Source organism: Pedobacter sp. GR22-6 (assembly GCF_037402555.1).
Lineage (GTDB): Bacteria > Bacteroidota > Bacteroidia > Sphingobacteriales > Sphingobacteriaceae > Pedobacter.
The window spans coordinates 53,155-77,709 of sequence record NZ_JBBEUC010000003.1 but is presented as its reverse complement, the minus strand read 5'-3'; the positions used below and the strand labels follow the sequence as shown (position 1 = coordinate 77,709).

At 41.6% G+C, this 24,555-nt stretch carries 21 protein-coding genes; 8 read left to right on the top strand and 13 right to left on the bottom strand.

What is annotated here, in order from left to right; genetic code table 11:
- Positions 1-3: 3 nt before the first annotated feature.
- The 3 genes from WAE59_RS14100 to meaB form a co-directional block, all read right to left on the bottom strand.
- Positions 4-384, bottom strand: coding sequence for a RidA family protein (locus tag WAE59_RS14100; RefSeq protein WP_337856618.1), 381 nt, complete (start codon positions 382-384; stop codon positions 4-6).
- Positions 385-489: 105 nt separating this feature from the next.
- The gene (locus tag WAE59_RS14095) at positions 490-1,812 is read right to left on the bottom strand and encodes an OmpA family protein (RefSeq protein ID WP_337857422.1); all 1,323 of its coding nucleotides are present in this window, start codon (positions 1,810-1,812) and stop codon (positions 490-492) included.
- A 205-nt stretch (positions 1,813-2,017) separates the two neighbouring features.
- Positions 2,018-2,908 carry a methylmalonyl Co-A mutase-associated GTPase MeaB gene (gene meaB / locus WAE59_RS14090; protein ID WP_337856617.1) on the bottom strand — a complete coding sequence of 297 codons (891 nt, stop codon included), beginning with the start codon at positions 2,906-2,908 and terminating at the stop codon, positions 2,018-2,020.
- Positions 2,909-3,029: 121 nt separating this feature from the next.
- On the opposite strand from meaB, the gene WAE59_RS14085 reads away from it, so the two are divergent.
- Genes WAE59_RS14085 through WAE59_RS14075 form a run of 3 tightly spaced genes read left to right on the top strand, consistent with a single transcriptional unit; the run spans position 3,030 to position 5,536 of the window.
- Positions 3,030-3,923, top strand: a complete 894-nt coding sequence (locus WAE59_RS14085) for a glycosyltransferase (RefSeq protein WP_337856616.1) — start codon at positions 3,030-3,032, stop codon at positions 3,921-3,923.
- An 8-nt stretch (positions 3,924-3,931) separates the two neighbouring features.
- Positions 3,932-4,741 carry a glycosyltransferase family 2 protein gene (locus WAE59_RS14080; protein ID WP_337856615.1) on the top strand — a complete coding sequence of 270 codons (810 nt, stop codon included), beginning with the start codon at positions 3,932-3,934 and terminating at the stop codon, positions 4,739-4,741.
- A 3-nt stretch (positions 4,742-4,744) separates the two neighbouring features.
- Positions 4,745-5,536, top strand: a complete 792-nt coding sequence (locus tag WAE59_RS14075; protein ID WP_337856614.1) for a glycosyltransferase family 2 protein — start codon at positions 4,745-4,747, stop codon at positions 5,534-5,536.
- Here the strand turns inward: WAE59_RS14075 and WAE59_RS14070 are convergent.
- Positions 5,523-6,629: a glycosyltransferase family 2 protein gene (locus WAE59_RS14070; RefSeq protein WP_337857421.1), complete on the bottom strand. Its 1,107-nt coding sequence runs from the start codon at positions 6,627-6,629 to the stop codon at positions 5,523-5,525. The two genes, WAE59_RS14075 and WAE59_RS14070, sit on opposite strands and share 14 nt — an antisense overlap.
- A 52-nt stretch (positions 6,630-6,681) precedes the next feature.
- Between WAE59_RS14070 and WAE59_RS14065 the strand changes: the two genes are divergently transcribed.
- Genes WAE59_RS14065 through WAE59_RS14045 form a run of 5 tightly spaced genes read left to right on the top strand, consistent with a single transcriptional unit; the run spans position 6,682 to position 12,340 of the window.
- Entirely contained in the window at positions 6,682-7,422 is a 741-nt protein-coding gene (locus WAE59_RS14065) for a glycosyltransferase family 2 protein (protein ID WP_337856613.1), read from the top strand.
- 46 nt (positions 7,423-7,468) lie between these two features.
- A complete protein-coding gene (locus WAE59_RS14060; RefSeq protein WP_337856612.1) occupies positions 7,469-9,316 on the top strand; it encodes an ABC transporter ATP-binding protein in 1,848 nt (615 codons plus the stop codon).
- A gap of 43 nt (positions 9,317-9,359) precedes the next feature.
- Complete coding sequence (locus WAE59_RS14055; protein ID WP_337856611.1) at positions 9,360-10,478, top strand: glycosyltransferase family 4 protein; 1,119 nt, start codon at positions 9,360-9,362, stop codon at positions 10,476-10,478.
- Between the two features lie 7 nt (positions 10,479-10,485).
- A complete protein-coding gene (locus WAE59_RS14050; protein WP_337856610.1) occupies positions 10,486-11,436 on the top strand; it encodes a nucleotide-diphospho-sugar transferase in 951 nt (316 codons plus the stop codon).
- Positions 11,429-12,340, top strand: coding sequence for a glycosyltransferase family 2 protein (locus WAE59_RS14045; protein ID WP_337856609.1), 912 nt, complete (start codon positions 11,429-11,431; stop codon positions 12,338-12,340). The genes WAE59_RS14050 and WAE59_RS14045 overlap by 8 nt, the downstream gene beginning before the upstream one ends.
- A 3-nt stretch (positions 12,341-12,343) precedes the next feature.
- On the opposite strand, the gene WAE59_RS14040 is transcribed toward WAE59_RS14045, so the two are convergent.
- The 9 genes from WAE59_RS14040 to WAE59_RS14000 all read right to left on the bottom strand — a co-directional run bounded on the left by WAE59_RS14040 (position 12,344) and on the right by WAE59_RS14000 (position 24,538).
- Complete coding sequence (locus tag WAE59_RS14040) at positions 12,344-13,213, bottom strand: glycosyltransferase (protein WP_337856608.1); 870 nt, start codon at positions 13,211-13,213, stop codon at positions 12,344-12,346.
- On the bottom strand, positions 13,210-14,055 hold the full coding sequence (locus tag WAE59_RS14035; RefSeq protein WP_337856607.1) for a hypothetical protein: 846 nt from the start codon (positions 14,053-14,055) through the stop codon (positions 13,210-13,212). Before WAE59_RS14035 ends, WAE59_RS14040 begins: the two co-directional genes overlap by 4 nt.
- A 21-nt stretch (positions 14,056-14,076) precedes the next feature.
- A complete protein-coding gene (locus WAE59_RS14030) occupies positions 14,077-15,159 on the bottom strand; it encodes an acyltransferase (RefSeq protein WP_337856606.1) in 1,083 nt (360 codons plus the stop codon).
- Positions 15,160-15,222: 63 nt separating this feature from the next.
- Positions 15,223-16,173 (bottom strand): GDSL-type esterase/lipase family protein, encoded by a 951-nt coding sequence (locus WAE59_RS14025; RefSeq protein WP_337856605.1) that lies wholly within the window; start codon positions 16,171-16,173, stop codon positions 15,223-15,225.
- A gap of 171 nt (positions 16,174-16,344) precedes the next feature.
- Positions 16,345-19,359 carry a translation initiation factor IF-2 gene (gene infB / locus WAE59_RS14020; RefSeq protein WP_337856604.1) on the bottom strand — a complete coding sequence of 1,005 codons (3,015 nt, stop codon included), beginning with the start codon at positions 19,357-19,359 and terminating at the stop codon, positions 16,345-16,347.
- 82 nt (positions 19,360-19,441) lie between these two features.
- On the bottom strand, positions 19,442-20,677 hold the full coding sequence (gene nusA, locus WAE59_RS14015; RefSeq protein ID WP_337856603.1) for a transcription termination factor NusA: 1,236 nt from the start codon (positions 20,675-20,677) through the stop codon (positions 19,442-19,444).
- A 1-nt stretch (position 20,678) separates the two neighbouring features.
- Positions 20,679-21,143 carry a ribosome assembly cofactor RimP gene (gene rimP, locus WAE59_RS14010; RefSeq protein ID WP_337856602.1) on the bottom strand — a complete coding sequence of 155 codons (465 nt, stop codon included), beginning with the start codon at positions 21,141-21,143 and terminating at the stop codon, positions 20,679-20,681.
- 133 nt (positions 21,144-21,276) lie between these two features.
- Positions 21,277-21,795, bottom strand: a complete 519-nt coding sequence (locus WAE59_RS14005; protein WP_337856601.1) for a protease — start codon at positions 21,793-21,795, stop codon at positions 21,277-21,279.
- A 202-nt stretch (positions 21,796-21,997) separates the two neighbouring features.
- The gene (locus WAE59_RS14000) at positions 21,998-24,538 is read right to left on the bottom strand and encodes a zinc-dependent metalloprotease (protein WP_337856600.1); all 2,541 of its coding nucleotides are present in this window, start codon (positions 24,536-24,538) and stop codon (positions 21,998-22,000) included.
- Between the last annotated feature and the right edge of the window lie 17 nt (positions 24,539-24,555).

Here is a 24,555-nt window from a genome sequence, read left to right as displayed (position 1 = left end):
AATCTAAGCTTTGTATGCGGTCATGGAAATTTCTACATTCACGCCTTTAGGTAAACCTTTAACAGCTACTGTTTCACGAGCGGGGAAATTTCCTTCAAAATAAGAACCGTACAATTCATTGACTTCAGCAAAAAGACTCATGTCCGATAAGAAGATCGTAGTTTTCACTACATCTTCAAAGCCATATCCAGCCTCCAGCAGCACTGCCTTGATATTCCTCATCACCTGATGAGTTTCTTCTGCTAATGTCGATTGAATAACTTCTCCTGTTGCAGGATTGATGGCAACCTGACCTGACATGAATAAAAAACCGCCGGCAATTACGGCCTGGTTATACGGGCCTATCGGCGCCGGAGCATTTGTAGTATTGATGATCTTGTTCATTGTAGTAAATCCGCTGAATAGAAAATTGGTATAGCCCAAAGATAAGCATAAAAAAAAGAGGGTCTCAAAATTGAGACCCTCTTTTCGTATTTTAATTAGAAACGATTAGTTTCTAGCTGTTTCAACACGACGGTTTTGGATACGACCTTCTTCAGTATCGTTAGAAGCAATTGGGTTAGCTTCACCTAAACCTTTAGTAGCTACCTGGCTAGAATTAACGCCAGAGTTTACTAAGTAAGTTTTAACAGAATTTGCTCTGTCTTTAGACAATTTCAGGTTGTATGCAGCAGTACCTTCGCTAGAAGCGTAACCGTTTACGGTTACTTTACCACCGTTTTCACGCAATACTGAAGATAATTTATCTAAAGTAGGGTAAGCTTCAGTTTTCAAAACTGATGAGTTGAATTCAAACTGGATAGTTTCGAAACCAGTAGCAGTGCTAGTAGTAGGAGCAGCTACAGGAGCAGGAAGTGGACATCCTGAACCGTCAACAGCAGTACCAGCAGGAGTTCCTGGGCATTTGTCGAACTGATCAGCTACACCGTCACCATCGCTATCTTTTTTCAAATCTTCAACAGATTTTTCAACAGCAGATACACGGTTTTTCAAAGCTTCAACTTCTTGACGCAATGAAGGATCTTTCAATTCATCATACATCAAAGCAAGTGGGTTAACCCAGTCAAGGTTTGGTTTAGATTTAGAACCTAATGAGAATTCTAAACCAGCATATCCGTAAGAGAATTTATCTTTAGAAGTAGCTTTTGCATAAACTCCATCCAGATTATCTCCGTCTAAGAAGTGCATAGTGTAACCTAAGTTGAAGGAAACACGGTCAGACACTTTGAATTTGATACCAGCACCTACAGGAATGTAAGCTTCTTTGATGTAATCTTTATCTTGGTCATCACCGAAAGTACCTTTTCTGTCAACACCATTAACTTTAGGATTGTAAGCAACCACACCGTAACCAGCAGTAACGAAGAAGTTAACTGAATTGTCGCGACGTAAGAAGTCAACAGTTGCTACGTTAACAACACCTCTGATGTCAGCTGAGTAAGCAAGATCAGTTTCGAAATCTCTAACACCATTAACAACACCGCCAGCAGCGTCTTTATTAGTACCAGAAAGTTTTCCACGGAAGATGTTACCTTCTAAGCCAAATGCATGACCTAATTGTTTTCTCAAAGAGATACCGTAACCTAAGTTTGGCTCCCAGTTAGTAAAGTCGTTTGATCCTCCAACTGCAACGAATGGAGAAAGAACACCACCATTTACACCTAAAGACCAAGTTCTGTACTGTCCTCTCCCACCAAATACCTTGGCAGAAGATGAAGTCGCATCAGTTTCCTGAGCATTAACCAGAGACGTAGCTCCCATTAACGCAACAAAAGAAACTGCTAGACCCTTTTTTAAAGTAGAATAATTCATAATTTTCTTTTTTAAGGTTAAACAAATTTTAATTGTATGTTTTTTTTGTGTAGCAAAATTAAACAAATTTTTAATTTCTCAAAACGATTGTACAAACTCCGTTCCAAACTTATTTCAACGGTTGAATTGCCTTTTAAAAATCAATATTTCTATTCAAATGTACAATTCAAGTCCTATTTTTAAGACACCTCCTAAAAACCAAAAATCACTTCCACTGATCTATAAATCTATAGATATTGAACTCTTCCTCACTCAATGCCAGCGCTATCGCTGTGGATAACCTTTTTTTATCCACATCCCTCATCCGATAGTGCTGGATGATCTTAAATGCTTTTTCTGCCAGAAGCATGACCTTGCGCTCCTGACCTGCCAAAAGAGGTCCTGTCAGCCACTGGCAGAGTTCGGTCACACCTTCGTTTTTATCAGCAACTGTCTTAAAAACCGGTATCTCCTGCACTTGCTGATGCACCATCTGCTTTAGGTTATTGGCAAATGTATCGGCTCCTTCACGATCTGCTTTGTTCACAACAAAAGCCTGTGCGATCTCCATCAGTCCTGATTTAATATGCTGAATTTCATCACCTGATTCTGGAACGAGCACCACCAGGGTCCGGTCTGCGAGGCCCGCGATCTCTACTTCCGATTGCCCTACACCCACGGTCTCTACTAAAATCAGGTCAAACCCAGATGACTTAAGCACATCTACCATTTCAATGCTCTTCCCTGAGATTCCTCCTAAAGCACCCCTGGTAGCAAGGGAACGGATAAAAACATTTGGATTATTAAAGTGCCTGGACATCCTGATGCGATCGCCCAATAAAGATCCGAAATTGAAGGGTGAGGTCGGATCTACAGCTAGAATAGCAATTCTCTTCCCCAAATCAATCAACTGACTGGTAATGGCATTTACCAGTGTACTCTTCCCTGCTCCCGGAGGCCCCGTGATCCCAATTACCGGAACAGCAGAATTGATGTCGAGTTCACGCAGAATCTCAGCATAAGGCTCTATTTCATTCTCCACCAAGGTCAATACCCTGGCAAGGGAGATAAAATCTCCATTCTTCATTCCTTCGACAAGTGCTGCTGCGTTCTGCATGAAATCTTTGAGCTTGTTTTCTACAAATATTAGAATTTATAAATAAGATTTTTTAAATTTTATATTTGCAGCTGGCACAGTGATCTGACGAACGTTTGCGCCGACAATTAATCTACACAAAATGAAAGTAAGCGGATTTTCCTACATGAGAAATAGCTTCAAATATGGCTACCCGGTCATTGAATCTATAAAATCTATTCTTCCGATATGCGATGAGTTCATTGCTGTCGTTGGAAAATCTGACGATGGCACCAGAGAAGCCATTGCTGCGATTGGTTCCGATAAAATCCGGATTATCGATACAGAGTGGGATGATCAGCTCACTAAAGGAGGAAAGGTCTTCGCACAGCAGGCGAATATTGGATTAAAGGCGGTTACCGGCGACTGGGCATTTCACATTCAGTCAGATGAGGTATTCCATGAAGACGACCTGCCGGAAATTCAGCAGGCGATGAAAGATCATCTGAATAATAAAAAGGTAGAGGGATTTCTTTTTAACTTCCTGCATTTTATAGGCGATTACCGACATATCGGCACTACCAGGAAATGGCACCGCAGAGAAATAAGGATCATTAGGAATGACCCTAGCTTTTACTCTTATAAAGACTCACAGGGCTTCAGAAGTTACCCCACGATTCAAGATTACGAAAACAATACCAATAGCAGAAAACTGAACGTCAAACTATTAAATGCCAGGATTTTTCATTATTCTTATTGCCGTGACCCATATTTACTGACCGGAAAAGTGAAACGGTTCACCAGTTATTATCAATCTGGCGTTGAATTCAATGAAGATCCTGTAGAATTTGACTTCAATACCGTCGCGGACATCCTTGCGCCATTCAACGAAAGCCATCCATCAAGCATGAATGAAACTATTGCCGGACAGAGCTGGACATTTAAGCACAATCCCAAACACATCGCACTTAGCCCACGTCGTCTTTTTCTTCATAGGATAGAGCAGATTACCGGATGGAGAATTGGAGAATACAAGAATTACAAAATCATTAAGTAGCGATTGATATGTCCAGCAAACCGGCAGCTTCGTTAATTATCTCGACCTACAACTGGCCTGAAGCCTTAGAGCTGAGCCTGCGTAGCGTCATGGCGCAATCCGTCCTGCCTGCCGAAGTGATCATTGCCGATGATGGCTCCGGAGCGGCTACAAAAGAATTGATCAACAAGTTTCAGGCAGCGTTCCCAATTCCGCTCATCCACATTTGGCATGAAGATAAGGGCTTCCGAAAAACGATCGTATTGAACATGGCGATTGCAAAAGCTAAAAGCGAATACATCATCCAGATAGACGGAGATATTATTATACACCACCGATTTATAGAAGATCATCTTAGTTTCTCAAAGCCAGGATCATTTGTCAGGGCCAGCAGAGCCTATGTCGATGAAAAAACCACTAAAGACATTATTCAGCATAAACGGTATAAAATCCATGCGTTTAGCAAAGGCATAACAAATGTATTAAGTGTCTTAAGAATTCCATTCCTCTGGTCCTTGTTTGAGACGAATTACAAAAACAAAGGAGAGGAGGTTTACGAGATACACGGATGTAATATGGCCTACTGGAGAAAAGACCTCATAGCAGTAAATGGATACAACGAGCTTTTTAATGGCTGGGGTCCGGAAGATAAAGAGCTTATCGCAAGAATGATGAATCTGGGAATTCAGAAACGTTTTATCAAACTTGGCGCACTCGCTTTTCATTTATTCCACAAGGAGAACTCCAGAAATCGACTGCAAAAGAATACCGAGCTTTTTAAAGACACCATAGAGAAAAAGATCGTTTTTTGCGAAAAAGGGATTGATCAATATTTGTAAAACATGCCAACCTATTCCACATCTCTTCTAATCGCCACCTACAACTGGGCGGAAGCTCTCGAGCTCGTATTTAAGAGCATTGCGGCTCAGACCAGGGTTGTCGATGAAATTCTAATCGCAGATGATGGCTCTGACCATCGCACGAGATCATTGATAGACGCTTTTAGAAGAAGTACAGATATCCCTGTGAAACATTTTTGGCATGAGGACCACGGGTTTAGAAAGACGATCATCATGAATGAAGCTCTGGCATCCGCAAATGGAGATTACATCATCCAAATAGATGGAGATATCATTCTTCAGTCCTCATTCATAGAAGATCATTTGAATGAAGCAAAAAAAGGATTCTATATTAAGGGAAGCCGCTCTATGCTTTCAGAAAGCCGAACGAGAAGTATACTCCAATCCAAAAATGTACAAATACACCCCCTGACAGAAGGTGTGGGCAGCAAGATCAATGCAACACGTTTTCCATTTCTATCTTTCTTATTTCGGGGTGACAAGCTTAGGTCAAACAACCTTCGTGGCTGCAATTTTTCATTTTGGAAAAAAGACTTTATGCGTGTTAATGGTTATAATAATGACCTTGAAGGCTGGGGCCATGAAGATATCGAATTGGCGGCCAGGCTGACCAATCTGGGCATCAAACAAAGGCAACTAAAAATGAAGGCGGTTTGCTTCCACCTGTATCACAAGATCAATGCAAGAAACAATGAAGATCTCAACTACAAAAACTACCAGAGGGTAGTTGAAAGCGGAATCACGACTTGCAAAAATGGAATTAAACAAATCTGAGCAGACTGAGTCCAATCAGTATCAAAATCATTTTGATGATCTTCCATTTGTTGAGTCTGAACCAACTTGGATGTTCTTTACCAAAGCTCATGTCTATACGCTCAGTGAAGCCATTAAGCCTGGCAGCCCTTATATTCTCCCACAAATACCCAAACTCATAACAGACTTTTAACCAAATCAAATAGGCAGCGAGGCTTAAAGAGAGTCTTCCGGACAGGTAAACACTTTTGATCACGTTAGTCAATATTTCAGCGCCAAGCACAATTACAAATAAACTGGATAATACGCCCCATGAATAAGTGGATAAAATAAAAGGTGCTGAAAGTGCAAGCAGCAACAGCGTTTCTGAAGTATTTGTAAAATCATGGTAGGTATGGGCATTGATCGCCGGTAATTTCGCTATTTGTGCCGCTCCCGCTCCATACCGAAAAGTACGTTCAGTCTGAATGCGCCCATTGTTCCACCACGGGTGTTCTACGCTCGCATCCGGCACTCCTACATACTTTTCACCAGACCGCTTTGCAGTCCGCACTAAAAATTCTATATCCTCCCCACCCTTTAGCAAATCTTCATTGAAGAGAGATTTGTCCATTTTTTCTCTATTGAGCATCACGTTAGCAGTTGGCACCCACATCAGCTCCCTATATTTTTCCGCAGCCTTAAAATGCCCCGTCATTCCATGCAATTCCATCGCTTGGGTAGCAGAATTAAAGGGCCTTGGAAACCGAGTAACTCCCGCAAAGCCAACAGCATTGGGTTGTGAGAAAATTGCATCGGCATAGGCCGTCAGGAATGATTTTTCCGGAACGATATCATCATCGAGTAAAAGCACCCATTTACCATTTCCTAAACCTATACCCTTGTTCCTTGTCCTTGAGAAGCCCAAATTTCTTACGTTGACAATGAGGTTGATCACGCCTTTCTGCGCTAAATCTCCAATTGAAAGGGGGATGTTCAATTCGGGATTATCGGCAACAACATAAAAGTTTATTTTAAAACCCGCGGGTATATCAACATTAAAAATGTTCAACAAAATTCTCTCTTCCAGGCGAAAAGATGGGATCACAACATCAATCGTATTGGCTTCAAACATAGCGATCAAATATACATAGTTTAAATCATCCCCCTATTTTCTATCTTTGAATATGATATACCCTCCAGAAGCAAAAACCAAAAATCCGGTTTTAACTATCATCATTGCCACATACAATGCTTCCAGATATATCCATGACTGCCTGCACGCTATTGCCGAAAATGTAGCTGAACCTTATGAGCTGATTATCGTTGATGGACAAAGTAAGGATGACACACTTGAAATTATCCGCAATTTTAAAGGTATAGCGCCGCTTGTCATTTCAGAGCCGGACAAAGGTATATATGATGCGATGAATAAAGGGCTGAAATGTGCGACTGGAAAATGGGTGTTGTTTTTAGGCGCAGATGACAGGATATTACCTTCATTTTCATCCATATTCCCCCAGCTTAAAGATGCCAGCACCATTTATTATGGAAACTGTGTCAACGAAGACCATGCTCTTGGCGGCACCTTTTCAGCATATAAACTGGCAAAAATGAACCTATGTCACCAGGCCATACTCTACCCCAGGCAGGTTTTTGAGGCATATAACTTCAGCCTTAAGTATCCTGTCTTTGCTGACTACCTCCTGAACATTCAATGTTGGGGCGATAGTGCCTTTACTAAAAAGTACCTGAACATCAACATTGCCTACTATAACATGGAAGGTTTCTCATCTACTGCCAATGATCCTGATTTCAGAAGAGATAAGCCGTTTTTCATAAGAAAATACCTGGGACATATCATCTATTTTAGATACAGATTCAGAAAGTTCAAAGAATCCCGGAGGCCAGGAAGCAGGTTCTTCTAATCCGATCAAATTTAAATACTTACCTTTGCCTCTTTAATAACTTAGAATGAAAGATTATTTCAGATTATTATCATTTGCCAAACCGATTGAAAAGTTTGCTATTCCTTATGTAATTGCCACTTTACTTTATATCCTTTTCAACACCTTAAATTTAGCTTTACTTGCTCCATTACTCGACACGCTCTTTAAGCATAAAGATGAGTTGATCGACAGTGCTAAAGCAATCCAGTCTGCAGCACCGGTTGAAGAACCTTCAAAATGGGACATTATGGCTCAGTTTAACGCCATGACCGACTACATGAGAGATACTTATGGCCCCACCACTACCCTTAAATATGTGTGTATGACCATCGTGGCCTCAGTCTTTTTGTCAAATATCTTCAAATACATTTCTGCCCGTACCATAGAAGATCTCCGTGTCCATACATTGCTGAACCTTAGGAGAACGGTTTTCAACAATGTAATGAATCTGCATCTGGGTTACTTTAACAGTCAACGTAAAGGCGATATCATTTCCAAAGTATCTTCTGATGTACAGGTAGTACAATTTACAGTGACCAATACGCTTCAGGTTATTTTCAAAGAACCGGTAACACTAATTGTTTATATCATTCTCCTTCTGGCCATCTCCGTTAAGCTTACCTTGTTTTCTTTGCTGGTCATACCACTCTCGGGACTGATCATCGCTAAAATTGTAAAGCGCCTGCGTGAGCAGGCAACAGCGGCGCATGAAAGCTTTGCCAATATGTTGGGGTATCTGGATGAAGCGCTATCCGGCATTAAAATCGTGAAGGCATTTAATGCTACAGAATATGTAAAAGACCGTTTTCATAACGAAAATGTAGTCTACTCTAAGATCACTCAAAAAATGGTGCGGAGACAGCAACTGGCATCTCCAGTATCTGAATTCCTAGGTGTACTGATGGTTGCAGGCATCGTTTATTTTGGAGGATCTATGGTTCTAGCAGGAGAATCTACCCTCAGACCTGCGGAGTTTATCACCTATATCGCCATTTTTTCACAAGTAACCAGACCTGCCAAAGCACTTTCAGATGCTTTTAGTGCCATTCACACTGGACTTGCTGCGGGCAAACGTGTACTCGACCTCATTGATGAAAAACCTGAGGTTGTCGACAAACCTGATGCACAGGACCTAAAGCCTTTTCATGAAGGGATCAAGTTTAAAAATGTGTCTTTCGCTTATGGCGATCGGGTTATCCTCGACGACATTAACATTGAGATTCCAAAAGGAAAAACAGTTGCATTAGTTGGGCCTTCGGGTGGAGGAAAATCTACCCTGATGGACTTATTACCGCGCTTCATTGAACCCAAGCAAGGTAGTATTCTGATCGACGGGGTGGATATCCGTGATGTCAAAACAGTTTCATTGCGTGATCAGATGGGCTTTGTAAATCAGGAATCCATACTTTTCAATGATACCATTTTCAATAACATTGCTTTTGCTAAACCGGATGCTACGTTCGATGAAGTAATTGCTGCTGCAAAAATCGCCAATGCACATGACTTTATCCTGAATACAGATCTGGGATATGACACTCCTATTGGAGATAGGGGTATTCGCCTTTCAGGTGGACAGCGGCAGAGACTTTGTATCGCCAGAGCGATCCTCGGCAACCCACCATTGATGCTCCTGGACGAAGCTACTTCAGCCTTAGATACTGAATCAGAAAAATTAGTTCAGGATGCATTATATAAGTTGATGGAAAACCGGACTTCTTTAATTATTGCTCACCGCTTGTCGACCATCCAGAATGCCGATTTCATTATCGTATTAGACAGATCAATGGTAGTCGAACAAGGATCGCATACACAATTGATGGAAAACAATGGGCTTTATAGAAGGCTGGTAGACATGCAGACATTTGATGAGTAAATTGATACCTTTGACAGCATAACCCTATCTGATCACACCCCATATGCCCAAGGAACTCATCATCTTGTACGAACCTCAAATGTTTGATCTGCAAAATTATGGAGGTATTACGCGTTATTTTGCGAATCTCGTAACCGGTTTTAATAAAATGGACAAAGTAGCAGCCCGTTTACCTTTGGCCATATCAAAAAACTATTACGTAAGGCACTTTCCGCAACTTTTCAATAACCGCTTGGGCAGGCTATTGCTAAAAAGCAGGCGAAAACAGATTGGAATTAATCGTTTGTTCTCTTCAATTCAGATTAGAAAGTCTGATTTTGACCTTCTTCATGCAACCTATTATGATCCCTATTTTCTTAAGGACCTAAGGAAACCGCTCGTGATCACTGTGCACGACATGATCCACGAAAATTATTCAAATCTTTACGATGATGCGGAAGAAGTAATTGCTCAAAAGAAACAGTTGATTGATGCGGCTGACCTGATTATTGCGATATCTGAATATACTAAACAGGAATTACTTAGATATTATCCACAGTACGAAACGAAAACGCGTGTGATTTACCATGGATTACCTGAAACGGGGCTAAAGCCAGCTTCAGAAAAACTTCCAGATCAGTTTCTCATGTATGTAGGCGACCGCAATGCAGGTTATAAAAATTTCGAAACGATGATTTCGGCCATCGCACCGATTTTAGTTCAGAATCAGGCGTTAAGTTTTATTTGCACCGGTGGAGGAACTTTCACAGAGGCTGAAGCCAACCTTTTTAAGGAATTGGGCATTGACGATCAGCTAATGCAGATCAATGCGCCTGACCCCCTGGTGAAACAGTTGTATATGGAAGCTTTAGTCTTCATTTACCCCTCCCTGGAGGAAGGATTCGGCTTTCCCATATTGGAGGCCTTTAAAAATGGTTGTGCGGTAGCTTGCAGTGATCAGTCTTGCTTACCCGAAGTGGGTGGCAACGCAGTTGCTTATTTTAATCCCCAAAGTTCTGAGTCCATTCAGCGTACCGTCAAGGAACTGATCGGCGATTCAGAACTGAGAAATACCTATATCGATCTGGGCTATGTTCAGCTAAAGAAGTTTACTTTTGAAAATTGCCTGAATCAGACATTGGACGCCTACCAGACATTACTGAGAAATACACACGAACATTAATTTTGCCATGAGCCAATACATTGCACAGTCCCCATTGCTCTTTTTGGTCTTTAACCGACCGGATGTCACGCAAAAGGTATTTCTGGCGATCCGGGACGCAAAGCCAAAAAAACTCTATATTGCAGCAGACGGACCACGGACGGACCGCCCGGACGAAACTAGACTTTGCAAGCAAACCCGGGAGATTTTTGATCATATCGATTGGGATTGTGAAGTACATACCCTTTTTCGTGACCAGAATCTGGGTTGTAAGGAAGCGATATCTTCAGCCATCACCTGGTTTTTCGAACAGGAAGAAGAAGGCATCATCCTCGAAGATGATTGTCTGCCAGCCCCTTCTTTTTTCAGGTATTGTGATATTCTGCTGGAAAAATATCGTTTCGATACCAGAATCAGGCACATAACCGGTGCAAATCATCAACTGGGTAGAAAATGGGGCGATGCCAGTATCTATTTTGCCAATCAAACCCACGTTTGGGGATGGGCCAGCTGGCGAAGGGTCTGGAAGGACTACGATAAGGATCTGATAAATTATCAAGAAAGTGAAGTAGAGGATCAATTCCGCAAGATTTTCAGCGACCGGTTTGTAATCGAAGCCTGGACGAATATTTTTAAAGAAGTCAAAGCAGGAAAAATAGACACCTGGGATTACCAGCTTGCAATCCTTAATTTTTTCAACAACAGCTTGTCTGTAAATCCCAATGTAAACCTCATTACTAATATCGGATTTCGAGCAGATGCCACACATACTGTTAATTTACAAAGTCCGTATGCCAATTTACCGCATGAAAATATAGGAGAACTAACTTATCCTAAATATGTCCTGCCAGAGAAAGCAGCCGACTACGAAGTTTTCAGAAGAGACTATCGTTTGGATGAAAAATGGGAAAAACATAACTTAGTCAGAAGACGTTTCAAACGGTGGTTGAAATCTAAATTAAATCGCAAAAATGCCTAAAATATCCGTAATAATTCCAAATTATAACCATGCTGACTATCTTCAGCAGAGAATAAATAGCGTTGTCAATCAAACATTTCAGGATTTCGAAGTGATTCTGCTCGACGATAAATCGACTGACAATAGCCGGGATATTTTAGAGAAATATCGTACACATCCCAAAGTATCGACCATTATTTATAATGAGCAAAATTCCGGAAGTACATTTATCCAATGGGAAAAAGGAATCAAGCAAGCTAAGGGAGAGTATATTTGGATCGCTGAAAGTGACGATTGGTGTGAACCAACTCTTTTAGAACATCTTATAGAAGGTATAGAACAAGATCAGGATTGCGTAATCAGCTATTGTCAGTCTTATTGTATACAAGACAGCAACAAAATCAATTGGAGTTCAAGCCATAAGCAGTTATCTGAAATCACAGAAGGAGAAAATTTCATGCGAACTCAGATGTTATTACATAACCCCATCTTTAATGCGAGCATGGTTTTATGGAAAAAATCGAAATTTTCAGAGATTTCCTATGATTACAAAAACTATAAATTATGTGGCGATTGGCTTTTTTGGATAGAACTTTCCCGCTTAGGAAAAGTACACATCAGCGGTCGATTACTAAACTACTTTAGGAAACACGAAAAGGATGTCAGTGGCAAAGCAATGAAGAGCGGTCTGAACTTTATAGAAACACTAACTATTATCAACATGCTTTTTAAAAGACAAATGATCTCAGATAAAGATTATTATAAAGCATTCAAAATGCAATACAGAGAATATTATCCGCTTAGAAACTCATTTGAGTCTGAATTCAAATCTAAAATCGAACAACTCTTCAGGAACCCCTTAACTTCAAAATCAACATATTACAAAATACTAGCCGGAACTTTATGGAAGCATAGGCGAAAATAAATACTATCGCCTGCGGATATACTTATAAAAGCGAAAAAATTGTTTTATACCTACCGCTTTATAAAGTCGGCTTCCCCAAAGAACCCGATACATTTCTCTCTTGGTATAACCGCACTCAGACATGATTTCTAATAAAAATAAAAAGGCGTTTTTTTCGCAAAGAAAGGCATCTGCCTTGTCAAGGCCGGCACCGGCTCGTCTGGGAAGAACATGTCTCCATTTTTTATGTAGTAATATTGTGCTTTTCAGCCAGTTGGAATCATAGCCACCTTCGGAAAAGTGCTCTATCAAGACCTCAAAAGAAACGGCTACTTTCCAGTCCTGTGCCACAGCTAAAGAAAAATCCACATCATATCCATGAAAGCCAATCAGCATTTGATTGTCGAAACCTATTTTCCTTGCGATATCTCTTCGTGTACAAAACCATACACCATCTACGGCAACGACTTCTGACAGTTTTGAGTTTTCAGGATTATCATAGATTAATCTTGGCTCCTCACTATGGTATTTGAAACGTTGAATCAGCTGACGCATATTACCCTTGTCAACCCAGGTAAACCATGATGAAGGACAAAGCGCCTTATAAGTACTGCCCGCAATTCCGATCAGACCAAGCTTTGGATCAGCATCAAAGTAACCATGGATCAACTTACCCCAATCATTAGTCTTTATGATCAGGTCTTCGTGCATGAAGCATATCAGATCGTATTTCGCTGTCCTGATCCCTTCATTGTAAGCTTCACAAATTCCCATTTGGGCATTGGTATTGTTGATCCCCAGTACCTCATGAGGAACACCAATAGTTTGAGAAATATTTTCTGAAACATCCTTTAATAATTCAGGGTCACCTGAACTGATTACTATAGAAATCATCTTCCTTTAATCTCCTTCCATAAACGAGAAAGCAGCGGTTTTCGTTTTACCGAAACCTCGGGCTCCTCAACCTCAAAATTAAGCAATCCATCAAGACCTCCTTCCACATATTTAAGAGAAGGCCATATACCCGGAGCCAAAGGATGAAAATTTTGAACGACGTGAAAATTATGTTCATCAATTGCATTCCACAGTTTGAAAAAGCTCTCTACGTTAAAATCATCTTTATGGCTCCAGTTGTGAAGCTTTAAGTAAATTTCTTCCGGGGTCCTCGCCCAACTCTGATGTAAGACCAAGTCCTCCCATTCAATCTGCTCATTACCAGATGTATTATTCCTGGCAATATCATAAATGGGATTATTTGTAGCAAAATCAAGTACTTCTCTGGAACCTGCAACAAATAAATAACCTTTGGCAACATGCTTAAACAGAGTTATAATCTTACAGCCTATTGTAACAGGTCCAGAGGGCTTAAATTCCCTGAGTTTCTGCGCGAATGCTGGAAAGTCGTCGAAATACTCATCTGAATCAATTTGGACATACCAATCTGCTTCCCCCATTTGCTTTCCTAAGAGATTTCTTTCCCTTGTATCACATTCCATGGGAGTTAATCCATCTACATAAAAATGATCTCTATAGATCCTGATTTTTTTTTCTATATCAAATTCATTAACCCAATCCCAAAATTCATCTGCAATTACAATTGGTTCACCAGACCAGGTCAATCCATTTACATCAACAGCAAAATATATCTCCTCTACTTCACTGTAAACTCGGGGAAGTGAAATTTTAATGAATTCGTAATCATATGAAATTAGAAATCCAACCTTTATAGTAGCCATGTCGCAAATATAGTTAATAACTCAACTTCCTATCGTCCATTTGAAGGAAGTACGCAATATGCCCTTAACAATCAGCATCGTGATCAGATAAGCTATCATAAACCTAAGAATGCTATAAGCTACCGCCTCATAAACAGTCAGGCTGTCCAAAGGGATATGGAGAGGTCTAAACAATTCGCTGATGAGATAAGTGAGCACAATGTGATGGATCAGATAGATTCCATAAGTCGTTTTTCGTGGCTCAAATTTCTTATTTATGAAGTCGATGGGACCGATCTTCAGCAGTAAGGCAAAGAAACACAAAGAATAGATGATGTTGGAAATCGTAAGGGTATTGTACGCACCCTCCATATCCATGTTTTTCAAATGAATGATTTCCAGGTTAGCGATCATAAAGGCTAATGTCGCGGCAATGACAAACCAAATCATTTTAGTCCTCTTAATGAACTGATCGATAACAGCATAGTGTTTATTCATAAAGGCACCAAGCCAAAGGTAGAATACAAATCCAAATAGTGCTGTTGTGTGCCCTACTGCTACCCAACCGTAATAAATATTTACACTATAGAAGACGGAACTCAATGCCAGAATACACCCAAAAAAAACATGAAAAAGGTATTTCTTAAACAACAGCAAAATCGCAATGCAAATGAGAAAATTCAATATAAACCAAAAGCTTGTCGCAGTAATTACAGTGAAATAAAGATCAGATAAATAAGCCCCAAAATTCCCGTTTGACAAGGGTGTCTCTGCCCCTTTGAATTCTTTTACGAGTAGTCCTGCTATATTGATAAGGATAAAAATATTTAGCCAAAGTGCCCATGGGCCTATTGTGCTTTTAAACCTATTTTTAAGGTACTGATAAGGTGTGTATTCCGCAAACTTATGATTAATCAGAAAGCCGGAAATGAGAAAAAAGGAAATCGTTGCAAATTTAAAGAACTCCATTACGGAAGCCTGGAGCAATTGTTCTGAAAAAAGGGTGTATTTAAACCATCCCAAGGTAGTCGAATGTTCAAACACGATACCAATCATCGCGATACACCTGATTGTATCTACAAAATCAAAATTCTGCTTACCTGGTTGCTCCTTACTGTTATTCATCAATATCTTTTCTTATAAATCCCGATCTTCTATGAAAAAGGACTTTCAAACACTGTCACCCTATCAGTGAGCTATGACTATCTTCCTGGAAAAACGCAGCTCCAACATCTCATAACTAAGGATGTAAATCCCGGCAGCGTACAACTCCGTCGAAATAGGTTCCTGATGGTAGCCCGCATTCCTATAGTCGTCAAAAACAACCGCTATCCTCTGCCCGAACAAATTATAAAGGCTAACTTTTACCCTTGAAGCACTAGGTAAATTAAAGCCCAGGTTTGTAAATGAATTCGCAGGATTCGGAAAATTTTGAACGACACCCGGAGACAAGTAGTTCTCGATGATATCCTGATTCAAAGCATCAAACCATACCAAAGAAATGATCCTATACCCTCTTGCATTCGGATGAACGTCATCTGTATAAAGTTGCCTGTTTTTCCCAATGACATTGTTTATATCTGCAATCCTTATCCCAAGTTCTTTCGCAAGTGAACGGTAACCATTATTAATTTGATCTATCGCACGATTTCTTCTTTGATATAACCTCGCTGCCGGAGAATTTCCTGGAATTTCAGTAAAATACTGGAGCGTCCCCAAAATTACGTTTAAATTAGCTGTCCTCGCCCTTTCTATCATTAGTCGCATGTTGGCCAATGTAGTACTTAGGCGTGCAGCTCCATCCGCTATTTGAATCGCATCATTAGCTCCCATCAATATCAAGAGAAAACCTGTTTTTTGTGCTATTACCTGATCAAAACGCAAGAGCCCTTTACTCGTGGTTTCACCGGCTACTCCATTATTAGTGACTGTTATGGTTCTACCTATATAGCAATTTCCCAAAAATGCCTTCAGCGGTGATTGAAAATTACGCGCTTCCCCAAACCCCTCTACTGTGCTCGCTCCGAAGCTGACCACATTCACACTATCTTTATTATAAAACTTCGAATAAGGTCCGCAGACAGGCATGTTCAGCTGTGAAAACCCCTGAAGTCCTGTCCAAACTAATATAAAAAACAAAATAAAAGACTTAACCATACATCTTCATCATCCCCGCTAAGATATTAAATTGCTACTAATTGTTGTTTAGTAGATGTAATTCTTCTCTCTTAAAAGAAAATTTATCATCATATCGTAAATGAAAAAAAAAGCGCCTTTCTCAAGGCGCTTTGCAATTCTATATATAAGCTATTACAACTTACGTTTTACTTCTACTTGTTCGTAAGCCTCTACGATATCCCCAACCTCAATGTTATTGAAGTTATGGATGTTCAATCCGCACTCGTAACCTCTTGATACTTCTTTCACGTCATCCTTATAACGTTTCAATGAAGCCAGTTCACCAGTGTAGATGACCACACCATCTCTTACGATACGGATCTTACTGTTACGTGTGATTGTTCCATCAAGAACCATACATCCTGCGATCGTACCAACTTTAGTAATTTTAAAGGTATCTCTGATCTCCACATTGGCAGTGATCTTCTCTTCAAACTCTGGAGCCAACATACCTTCCATCGCTGCTTTGATCTCGTTGATGGCGTCGTAAATGATAGAGTACAAACGGATGTCGATTTGCTCCGCTTCAGCCAGCTTACGCGCACCTGGCGAAGGCCTTACCTGGAAACCAACAATGATCGCATCTGATGCCGAAGCCAGCAATACATCGGATTCCGAAATCTGACCAACCGCTTTGCTGATCACATTGATCTGGATCTCCGGTGTCGACAGTTTCAACAATGAATCTGACAATGCCTCGATCGAACCATCCACGTCACCTTTGATGATGAGGTTAAGTTCTTTAAAGTTACCGATAGCCAAACGACGACCGATCTCATCCAAAGTAATGTGCTTCTGTGTACGCAATCCTTGCTCACGCATCAATTGCAAACGCTTGTTAGCAATCTCTCTAGCTTCCACTTCACTTTCAAGCGCATTGAAACGGTCACCCGCAGTCGGTGCACCTTGCATACCCAATACCTGTACCGGTACCGATGGGCCTGCTTTATCTACTTTCTGACCGCGCTCATTGAACAATGCTTTAACACGTCCACTATAACTACCGGCCAGAATAGGATCTCCAACTTTCAGCGTACCAGCCTGAACAAGAACCGTAGTTACAATACCACGTCCTTTATCCAGAGTCGCTTCAATTACGCTACCAGTAGCACGTTTATCAGGATTAGCAGTCAGTTCCAATAACTCTGCTTCCAATAATACTTTTTCCAAAAGCAAGTCTACATTCAGACCACTCTTACCTGAAATCTCCTGAGACTGGAATTTACCACCCCAATCCTCTACCAGGATATTCATCATAGACAATTGCTCACGGATCTTATCTGAGTTTGCACCCGGTTTATCGATCTTGGTGAAGGCAAATACCAATGGTACGCCTGCAGCCTGAGCATGGTTGATTGCCTCTTTCGTCTGAGGCATCACCGCATCGTCCGCAGCAACGACAATGATCGCAATATCTGCTACTTTCGCACCACGTGCACGCATCGCCGTAAAGGCCTCGTGACCCGGTGTATCCAGGAAGGTTACTTTTTTACCCGTCGGTGTAGTTACCATATATGCACCAATGTGCTGAGTAATACCACCCGCCTCACCGGCTACTACGTTTGCCTTACGGATATAATCCAGCAATGAAGTCTTACCGTGATCGACGTGACCCATGATCGTTACAACAGGCGCTCTTGGCAGCAGATCCTCTTCAGAATCTTCTTCCTCGATCAGCACATCACTCTCATCATCAGGTTTCACAAATTGAATCTCATAACCAAATTCATCGGCCACAATAGTCAATGTTTCTGCATCCAGACGCTGGTTGATTGATACGAACATACCCAGACTCATACAAGTCGCGATGATCTTCGTTACCGGCTCATCCATCATGGCAGCAAGTTCATTTGCTGTAACAAACTCAGTTACTTTCAGCACTTTAGACTGTAGTTCCTGCTCCATTGCAGCTTCATCAGCAGACATCGCCACATCATCACGTTTTTGACGACGCAACTTCGCACGCTGGGCAAATTTACCAGATTTACCAGCACCGCTCAAACGGGCAAGTGTTGCTTTGATCTGGTCTTGTATTTCTTTTTCCGTAGGTTCTTCCTTAGGTCCGCCAGCAGGTGCTCCCGGTTTATTGTTCCTAAAGTTCGGCCTGTTGGCTGTATTATTAGTATTGTTCCTAAAATCAGGTCTGTTCGCAAATGTAGGAGGCGTACGTTGCTGACCTGGCTGTCCTCCAGCCTGACCAGCTTGCTGCTGTCCACCTGCTTGAGGCTGCGTACCTGATTGTCCAGGATGTCCCCCAGGAGTTTTTTTACGCTTGCGCTTACGCTTGGCATCAGCGCTGTCACCTGAAGAGGCGATAGGTTGTGATTTGCGCTCTGGTGTCACCGGCAAAGTAATCTTACCAATGATGTTCGGACCTGAAAGTTTTACCGAACGCGCCTTGATCACCTCAGTTTCCTCAGGTTTGGTCGCAGCTGGTGTTTCTTTAGGCGCTACAGGCTCAGGAGCCTTTGCTACAGGAACCTCGACTGGTTTAACAGGCTCGGCCACTTTCTGCTCTTCTGCTGGCTTTGATATTTCCACTGGTTTTTCTTCAGCAACAGGCTTCACAGGTTCAGCAGCAGGCTTTTCAGCCGGTGCTTCTTCCTTTTGAACCTCTTTAGGCGCTTCCTGAACTACAGGAGCCACAGGCTCCACTAAAGGGCTTTCTTCTTTTTTCACAGGGCGTGTTTTAGAATTTAAATCATCAAGATTTATTTTTCCAACTATTTTCACACCAGGCAATGCACCTTCTTCTGCTTTATCTTCCGCTTTTTGCTCCACCGCCGGTTTAGCAGGAACTTCTTCCTTAGCTTTTTCAGCAGGAGGACTATATGTATTCAGATTTTTGATCAAAATGCCTTCGTTCTCAAACTCAACATTTTTTCTAGGCGCCTCAACAGCTTTCTCAGCTACTTCAGGCTCATCACGACGAATTTTACCAATAACAATCTGATTGGCTTCTTCTTTTACGATTTTATCGCCCTGAAACTCTTTCAACAGCGCATTGTACATGTCGCGGGAGAGTTTAGTCGTGGGTTTATTCTCAACAGAAAAGCCTTTCTTTTCCAGAAACTCAACGGCCGTAGCGATCCCTACGTTAAGTTCCTTAACTGCTTTAAATAAAATTATTGGTTTGTCGTCTGACATTGATATCCTATTTTTTTCTTAATTCTTATACAAAAGTAACGTTTATTCTTGTTTATTTCATGCGCAGAAGCCAGTTTTTGTATTATTCAAATTCTGATTTCAAAATACTCATGACTTCCTTGATGGTTTCCTCCTCAAGGTCGGTACGTTTCACCAATTCGTCTACAGAAAGGGACAATACGCTTTTCGCAGTATCGCATCCGATCGATTTCAATTCATCGATGATCCAGCTATCGATTTCATCTGAGAATTCTTCAATATCCACATCCTCATCTTCTTCTCCAGCCTCACGGTACACATCTATTTCATAACCTGTCAATTTACCTGCCAGTTTGATGTTATGTCCGCCTCTACCGATTGCTAAAGAAACCTGATCTGGTTTAAGATATACCGAAGCATGCTTGGTCTCATCATCCAATTTAATGGAAGTGATCTTCGCCGGGCTCAATGCCCTGGTGATATACAGTGAAATGTTATTGGTAAAGTTGATGACGTCGATATTTTCGTTTTTCAATTCCCTCACGATACCGTGGATCCTCGAACCCTTCATACCCACGCAAGCGCCTACCGGATCTATCCTGTCGTCATAAGACTCTACAGCCACCTTAGCCCTTTCTCCCGGTTCACGTACAATTTTCTTAATCGTGATCAGTCCATCGAAAATCTCAGGAACCTCAATCTCAAACAAACGTTGCAGGAATTCAGGAGCAATCCTGGAAATGATGATCTTAGGCGTAGCATTCACCATATCCACTTTCAGGATCACAGCGCGTACTGCATCACCTTTTTTGAAGTAATCTGCAGGGATCTGTTCCGTCTTAGGCATCATCAATTCATTACCTTCGTCATCCAGTACCAAAGTTTCTTTTTTCCAAACCTGGTAAACTTCTCCGGTTACAATTTCACCTACTCTGTCTTTATATTTCTTAAAGATCTCATCTTTCTCCAGCTCCAATACTTTAGAAACAAGGGTCTGACGTGCGGCTAAAATTGCACGACGGCCAAAGCTCTCCAAAGTGATCTGCTCGATGTAGTCGTCGCCAACTTCCATGTCCGGATCAATCTGTTTTACTTCAGCAAGTTCAATTTCCAAATCGTCATCCTCAGAAAAACCATCTTCCATCACTTTTCTGGTACGCCAGATTTCCAAATCTCCATTGTCCGGGTTGACAATTACGTCACAATTCTCATCAGTCCCGTATTTTTTGCGCAACATGCTGCGAAATACCTCTTCCAGCACACTGATCACTGTAGGACGGTCGATGTTCTTAAAGTCCTTGAACTCCTGAAATGAATCGATTAAATTAATGTTACTCATTTTATTTAAATGAAATTAAAACCTTTGTTTCTGTTATATGATTAAAATCCACAGCTGTTTCTACCAGCTGTACTTTTTTTCCTTTTTCCTTTACTTTCGCTTCTATCACAATTCCGCTTTCCGTTACCGAAAGTAACTTGCCTTCTTTTTGCTCCCCGCCTTCCAGCTTCAAACTCACTTCCCGGCCCACATTTTTATCGTATTGCCTTCTCAACCTCAATGGCTCTCCAATACCTGGTGAAGAAACCTCCAAATTGTAAGCCTTCTCGATGGTATTTTCTTCTTCCAGATGAAAACCTACATGCCTGCTGATTGCCGCGCAGTCCTGGATTGTAATGCCTTCATCACCATCTACATGAATAATAAGCTTATTGTTCGGAAGCATTTTTACCTCTACCAAAAACAACTCCGGTCTGTCCGAAATTTTTTCTTCAACTAACTCTTTTACTCTTTTTTCTACCTGCATAACCAATTTACCAGTAACAGAAAAGAGGGGACTCCTGCCCCCTCTTACCGCTATTACTTTGCAAATGTAAGAAATATTTTTACAAATTAAAAATGCTAAGCCACAATCAGTTCGACAAGCAAACAAAGGCCAATTACTTTTTGTACGAGAAAGAAACAGTATCCCTCACAACTAAACCACTGATGCCTTCAGCTGCGTAGATAACGGTATAAGTATTCCCGGTCTTCAGGTCATAACCCAGCAATAAATCTATTTTAGTACTCAAGGTTTCCTTGGGGGCTACTTTGACATAACTATCTGCCGGAGGCGGCATGATGCGCTTGGCCATTGGCCCTTTATAATCTGGTTCCCTTCCTTTTTGATCCCTAATCTCCAAATATTTGCTCATCAATGGCTCAAAAGGTGTATGCCATTTGCAAAACTGCTGTACAGAATCTGCCGGATTATATACATTAAAGGTGAGCATGACAGAGTCCTTACCCCTGATTAATTTATCGGCCTGCATCCGGGCCAACAGCTGCGTTCCCTCTTCCAAATGCACCGCATTCGTTGTCGCGGTATCAGAAAGGACTTCTTTATTCTCGTTACTTTGATTGCAGGCTGCAAAAATGACTAAAAGCAAGAGTAAAACCGTAAATTTATATTTCATCATGATGGATAAGTATTATCTTAACTATAATCCTATATCTACCAAAATTGTTTTAACTACATACCGACCATTTTAAAAGCGTCCTTGCACTAGCCTAAAGGATAACTCAAAAATTATTGCAGTATAAATCCAGGATGAGTCCAACTTTTTAGGATAAAAGTTGGACTCATCCTGGACTGATGTTGGACTCATCTTGGAGTCATCCTTACTTTAACTTAGAAGACAGTCCTTCTGTAATGCGCTGTACCATGTCTTCCAGGTGGAATCTGGATAAGCCATTCTGTGAAGGTATCGCTTTCTGGATGTCATCTCTTAAAGACAATAAATGTGCTCTGGTGAGACTTGAAGCGTCAAACCTGGTCGGATCAGGATTTACATAAACTAACAGCCCACTCCCCTGACTCGTCATTACAATTTCTCCAGTAGCAGCAAATGCTTTCATTGCATTTAGAATATATGTTTTCTGGAGATTTCGCCTGTAAATGTCTATTGGTTTATTGGTATAAAGTTCTTCCCAAACCCCCATCTTCAAATCGTCGAGAAATTCCGTAGCCTGATAGCTTTTCTGTGTCTTGCTAGTCTCGGCAGTCAATAGTTTGTTAAGGATATCTGCACCCTGAAGCCTGTTCAGTACCTGACTCTGAAAAATACCTATCCACATGATTCCGTTTGTGCCTGTTTTGGACATGATGTCCTGATCCAACAACCATTCCGGTGTGTAAAGCACATTTTCCTTCAGAAACTTCATAGCCTCCTTTTGTCTGTCGTAAGGTACGTACTCAAAGATTGACCCTTTCTGCTCAATGCTTTTAGGAGTTGCGTATAGCCCTGCTACATTTCTTGTCACATGCCCTAAATACGTCTGAAACTGTCTGAAAATCTCTTCATAGATCATTTTCAGGCTGCCATAACCCTCCCCCGGCTCTGCAGTCCAGTCTTTCAACTGAGGGATGATGCGTTTTAAATTTTTGATTCCATAGCTACTGGCCAGCATTGCGTCATCTCCCAGGTCTTCACTTTGTGAACGCGGATCTGAAAACTCATTTTCGTTGCCAAAATAGAGGCGTTTGTCTTTGCTCATGCGGTCAATGATCCACTTGTTCAGGTACGGTCCTTCAGATAACGGATCTTTAAATTGAGGCAGCCATTTGTAACCAAACTCTATGGCCCATTTATCGTAATCACCAATACGAGGGAAGAGCCCCTTTTCAGTAACACCATCTTCGGGTTGGGCTACGTAATTGAAACGGGCGTAATCCATGATAGAAGGGGTATGGCCATTCTTTTCCAGCCAGTTTTTGTCTCTTAACTTCTCAACTGGCACGGTTGAACTGGAACCAAAATTATGTAGTAAACCAAGCGTATGACCTACTTCATGAGAAGAGACGAAGCGAATGAGCTGCCCCATCAATTCATCATCGAATTTCATTTTGCGTGCCCTCGGATCTACAGCGCTGGCCTGGATCATGTACCAGTTGTGCACCAATGCCATGATGTTGTGGTACCAGTTGATGTGGGTTTCGATGATCTCACCACTGCGGGGATCATGCACATTGGGACCGCTGGCATTGGCCACAGAGGAAGGTTTATATACGATGACATTGTGCCTTGCATCATCTATACTCCAACTGGGATCATTAGTTGGGGCTGGCATGGCCACAATGGCATTTTTGAAGCCTGCCTGCTCGAAAGCCTTCTGCCAGTCATTTACACCTGCTATGAGGTAAGGAACCCATTTTTTTGGGGTTGCGGGATCTATGTAGTAGATGATTGGTTTTTTAGGTTCCACGAGTTCGCCGCGTTTATACTTTTCGATGTCTGCATCTTTAGGTTCCAGTCTCCAGCGCACCATCATTACAGACTGCTTTACACTCTGAGGGGCGGCATCAAAGTCAATGTAAGCCTGTCCGAAGAAACCCACTCTAGCATCTGCAAAGCGTGCTTTCATCGGGACTTTTGGCAAGAGTACAATAGAACTGTTCAATTCGTATGTGACCGGAAGGGTAGTCGCCTGGGGCTGACCACCAATGGCTCCACGCCCGTAAGTCCGCAGCATTCGGATCTCTACATTCATGGGATAGGTACCAATGGAATTGATAAAGGACTTATCACTCTGAATGGCACCGACACCGAGCAGCGTCTTAATTCTCGAGCTAAAATGCAGGATCTCATTTTCTGTATTGATAAAATCTGTAACGTCTATAACGCTGGTTCTGACTTTAGCAGAGTCTCCCCCATAAGCTTTTATAGGGAACACCGCCACGATAGGCTGCAGGTTGGAATTGAGCACTGACTTGTATAAGCCATTTTCGGTGGTATCGTTAGACCGCTCATTGAAAGAGATCAATTTCAGAAAGATGCGGTCTTCAGGCCCCTTCTCAAAATTGATCACATTCTGTGCGATCTCGTCACCGGCATAACCCGTCATTTGTGGGCGAGGCCCAGTGGCGGATTTCGAAATCCGGTTGACCACCAGGATGTCCCTTTTCAGCAAAGTATCAGGAATTTCAAAGAAATAGCGTTGACCTATCTGGTGCACTTTGAACATCCCTTTGGAAGTCCTGGCCTTTTCTGTAATGATTTCCTTATAAGGTTTTACAGCTGCGGGTACCGTATCTGTCTTTTTCACGGGAGCTGTTGTAGCAGCCGGTGTTTTTTCTATAGTTTTTTGCTTTGGCTTGTCCTGAGCCTTCAAATTCAGGGCACAGCCAAGCAGCGCCAGTAGCGCAATGTTTACTTTATACATAATACATAACCTGGTTT

Bases quoted from the DNA above. Each gene is read 5' to 3' on its own strand.
- meaB (WP_337856617.1), bottom strand. From the start codon at position 2,908: ATGCAGAACGCAGCAGCACTTGTCGAAGGAATGAAGAATGGAGATTTT.
- WAE59_RS14000 (WP_337856600.1), bottom strand. From the start codon at position 24,538: ATGTATAAAGTAAACATTGCGCTACTGGCGCTGCTTGGCTGTGCCCTG.
- WAE59_RS14030 (WP_337856606.1), bottom strand. From the start codon at position 15,159: ATGAATAACAGTAAGGAGCAACCAGGTAAGCAGAATTTTGATTTTGTA.
- WAE59_RS14100 (WP_337856618.1), bottom strand. From the start codon at position 384: ATGAACAAGATCATCAATACTACAAATGCTCCGGCGCCGATAGGCCCG.
- WAE59_RS14095 (WP_337857422.1), bottom strand. From the start codon at position 1,812: ATGAATTATTCTACTTTAAAAAAGGGTCTAGCAGTTTCTTTTGTTGCG.
- infB (WP_337856604.1), bottom strand. From the start codon at position 19,359: ATGTCAGACGACAAACCAATAATTTTATTTAAAGCAGTTAAGGAACTT.
- WAE59_RS14070 (WP_337857421.1), bottom strand. From the start codon at position 6,629: ATGTTTGAAGCCAATACGATTGATGTTGTGATCCCATCTTTTCGCCTG.
- WAE59_RS14085 (WP_337856616.1), top strand. From the start codon at position 3,030: ATGAAAGTAAGCGGATTTTCCTACATGAGAAATAGCTTCAAATATGGC.
- WAE59_RS14045 (WP_337856609.1), top strand. From the start codon at position 11,429: ATGCCTAAAATATCCGTAATAATTCCAAATTATAACCATGCTGACTAT.
- WAE59_RS14075 (WP_337856614.1), top strand. From the start codon at position 4,745: ATGCCAACCTATTCCACATCTCTTCTAATCGCCACCTACAACTGGGCG.
- WAE59_RS14040 (WP_337856608.1), bottom strand. From the start codon at position 13,213: ATGATTTCTATAGTAATCAGTTCAGGTGACCCTGAATTATTAAAGGAT.
- WAE59_RS14060 (WP_337856612.1), top strand. From the start codon at position 7,469: ATGAAAGATTATTTCAGATTATTATCATTTGCCAAACCGATTGAAAAG.
- WAE59_RS14005 (WP_337856601.1), bottom strand. From the start codon at position 21,795: ATGATGAAATATAAATTTACGGTTTTACTCTTGCTTTTAGTCATTTTT.
- WAE59_RS14080 (WP_337856615.1), top strand. From the start codon at position 3,932: ATGTCCAGCAAACCGGCAGCTTCGTTAATTATCTCGACCTACAACTGG.
- WAE59_RS14055 (WP_337856611.1), top strand. From the start codon at position 9,360: ATGCCCAAGGAACTCATCATCTTGTACGAACCTCAAATGTTTGATCTG.
- rimP (WP_337856602.1), bottom strand. From the start codon at position 21,143: ATGCAGGTAGAAAAAAGAGTAAAAGAGTTAGTTGAAGAAAAAATTTCG.
- WAE59_RS14050 (WP_337856610.1), top strand. From the start codon at position 10,486: ATGAGCCAATACATTGCACAGTCCCCATTGCTCTTTTTGGTCTTTAAC.
- WAE59_RS14065 (WP_337856613.1), top strand. From the start codon at position 6,682: ATGATATACCCTCCAGAAGCAAAAACCAAAAATCCGGTTTTAACTATC.
- WAE59_RS14035 (WP_337856607.1), bottom strand. From the start codon at position 14,055: ATGGCTACTATAAAGGTTGGATTTCTAATTTCATATGATTACGAATTC.
- nusA (WP_337856603.1), bottom strand. From the start codon at position 20,677: ATGAGTAACATTAATTTAATCGATTCATTTCAGGAGTTCAAGGACTTT.